This is a genomic window from Mesorhizobium sp. M7A.F.Ca.CA.001.10.2.1, assembly GCF_003998575.1.
Lineage (GTDB): Bacteria > Pseudomonadota > Alphaproteobacteria > Rhizobiales > Rhizobiaceae > Mesorhizobium.
On sequence record NZ_RZQY01000870.1, the window covers coordinates 1 to 2,016 of the forward strand.

Consider the following 2,016-nt stretch of genomic DNA (forward strand, 5'->3'; position numbering starts at 1 on the left):
TCTCGGCACCACGGATATGTTCGCGCCGATCCTGCCGAAACTTGCCGAAAACCGCACCGTCATCGGCGTCGACCTGCAGGGTCACGGTCGCACCGCGCTGGGCGACCGCCCATTCACCGTGGAGGCGATGGGCGACGACATGGCCGCCATCGTCAAGGCGCTCGGTTACGATCAGGTCGATCTCATGGGCTACTCGCTGGGCGGCGGCGTCGCCTTCCGCATGGCCGTCCAGCATCCCGAAGCGGTACGCCGCCTCGTCCTGGTATCGACGGGCTACGCCACGGACGGCTTCTATGACGAGATGCGTCCCCAGCAGGCACAGGTGAGCGCGGCCGCGGCTGAGTTCATGAAGGACACGCCGATGTACAAATCCTACGTCGCCGTGGCGCCGCATCCTGAGGAGTTCCCGAAGCTCCTCGATGCGCTGGGCGGCTTCATGCGTCAGAACCGCGATTACTCGGCCGACGTCGCCAAGCTGAAGATGCCGGTCATGCTGGTCTATGGCGACAGCGATATGTACAAGCCCGAACACGAGATCAAGTTCTATCAGATGCTCGGCGGCGGGCTGAAGGATGCCGGCTGGATGCGCGAGAACCTGTCGCAGAACCGCCTGGCGATCCTGCCCAACCGCACCCACTACGACACTTTCTTCGCCCCCGAACTGACGGCCGCCGCGCTGCCGTTCCTCAACGGCCAGACCAAGGTCAAAACCTGGGACGAGGTCGTCGGCGAAACGGAGTGAACGCCAAAGCCGCCGGCTGTTAGCGGGCAGCCGGCCATTCCATGGAAGCGATGACGGCTTTCGGCGTCATCGCTTAACCCCCACTCGCATGGCTCGACGATCCCACGGTTTTCAAGCCGCAAATGCATATTTTCACGGGCTCGAGGCAGCCCTGGGTGGTGCTCGATGACAGCCTGCCGAAATACGAAGGCGCCCCTCCGCCAGGCTAATTTTTCCCTTCTCCCCTTGTTGTGGAAGGAAATGGATCGACGCGCAGCGCCAAGGGCCAGGGGAGAGCGCAAGCATGGCCAAAATTTAATCCAAATCGACACGAGATAGCCGGCAAAGCGTCATTGGCGGGCCATCATTGTCTCCCTATTTATGGGTCGCGGGTACGGCATTCGAGGAGACGACGGATGAACGACAGCATCAGCACCCTGGACGAGCTTTTGAGCGATCCGATGGTCCTGCTTGTGATGGAGCGCGATCGTGTGCGCCCCGAACAGGTGCGCATGCTGCTCGAACGGGCTCGCCGGCCTTCGACCGATGAGCCCGAAGTGCCGCCGGCGCATGTGATCGCCAGGACATGCCAGAAACTCTGGCTCTGCCCGTAGTCGCTTTGCGATTTTCGCTGTGTATCTCAAGCCGGCTCCAAGGTGGGCCGGTTTCGAACGGCGTGCACTTCGGCACGCCAGCTTACAAATCCGTAAATTGATTATCCGGCCCATGACGATAAGGCTTGCCCGGGATTGACCGATGGTCGGTCCACGCAACTCCGATCTCTCATGCACGGAATTCGATTTTGGCCGATATCTGCACACAAGGCCTGGATACGGGCTTCGTCGGCCTGGGGTTCGCCAAGGTGGCGTTCCTCGGCGTGGTGCAAGGCATCACCGAACTGTTGCCGATTTCCTCGACCGCCCATATGCGCATCGTGCCGGCCGTGCTCGGCTGGCAGGATCCTGGCTCCGCCTTCTCCGCCGCCATGCAACTCGCGGCTCTTGCCGCGGTGGTCAGCTATTTCTGGAGTGATGTCAGGAATATCCTGTTTGGTTCTTTCAACGCTCTGGCGCGACGCGATTTCGCCGACCGGCATTTCAAGCTGGCGCTCTGGATCGTGCTGGCGACGATCCCGATCGTCATCGCCGGCGTGGCGCTGTCTGGCGTGCTCAACGCCTGCAATTCGCCGCTACGCAGCCTGACGGTGATCGGCTGGGCCTGCATCGCAATGGCGATCCTGCTGGCGCTGGCCGAGATCTTTGCTCGTCACCGGCGCAGCATGGGGGGTGCGTCGC

At 62.1% G+C, this 2,016-nt stretch carries 3 protein-coding genes and 1 pseudogene; all 4 read left to right on the top strand.

Translation table 11 applies throughout. The annotated features are described in order from the left end of the window. A partial coding sequence (locus EN964_RS32840) for an alpha/beta fold hydrolase (RefSeq protein WP_164776251.1) occupies window positions 1–742 on the top strand: 742 nt, incomplete at its 5' end. 92 nt (window positions 743–834) lie between these two features. Further along, window positions 835–951: pseudogene (locus tag EN964_RS39280) on the top strand (GFA family protein); the annotation flags it as partial. Window positions 952–1,137: 186 nt separating this feature from the next. Next, window positions 1,138–1,335 (top strand): hypothetical protein, encoded by a 198-nt coding sequence (locus EN964_RS32850; RefSeq protein ID WP_013532087.1) that lies wholly within the window; start codon window positions 1,138–1,140, stop codon window positions 1,333–1,335. A gap of 188 nt (window positions 1,336–1,523) precedes the next feature. Beyond that, a partial coding sequence (locus EN964_RS32855; protein ID WP_164776253.1) for an undecaprenyl-diphosphate phosphatase occupies window positions 1,524–2,016 on the top strand: 493 nt, incomplete at its 3' end.

Coding starts and splice junctions, on each gene's coding strand:
- EN964_RS32850 (WP_013532087.1), top strand. CDS start 1,138: ATGAACGACAGCATCAGCACCCTGGACGAGCTTTTGAGCGATCCGATG.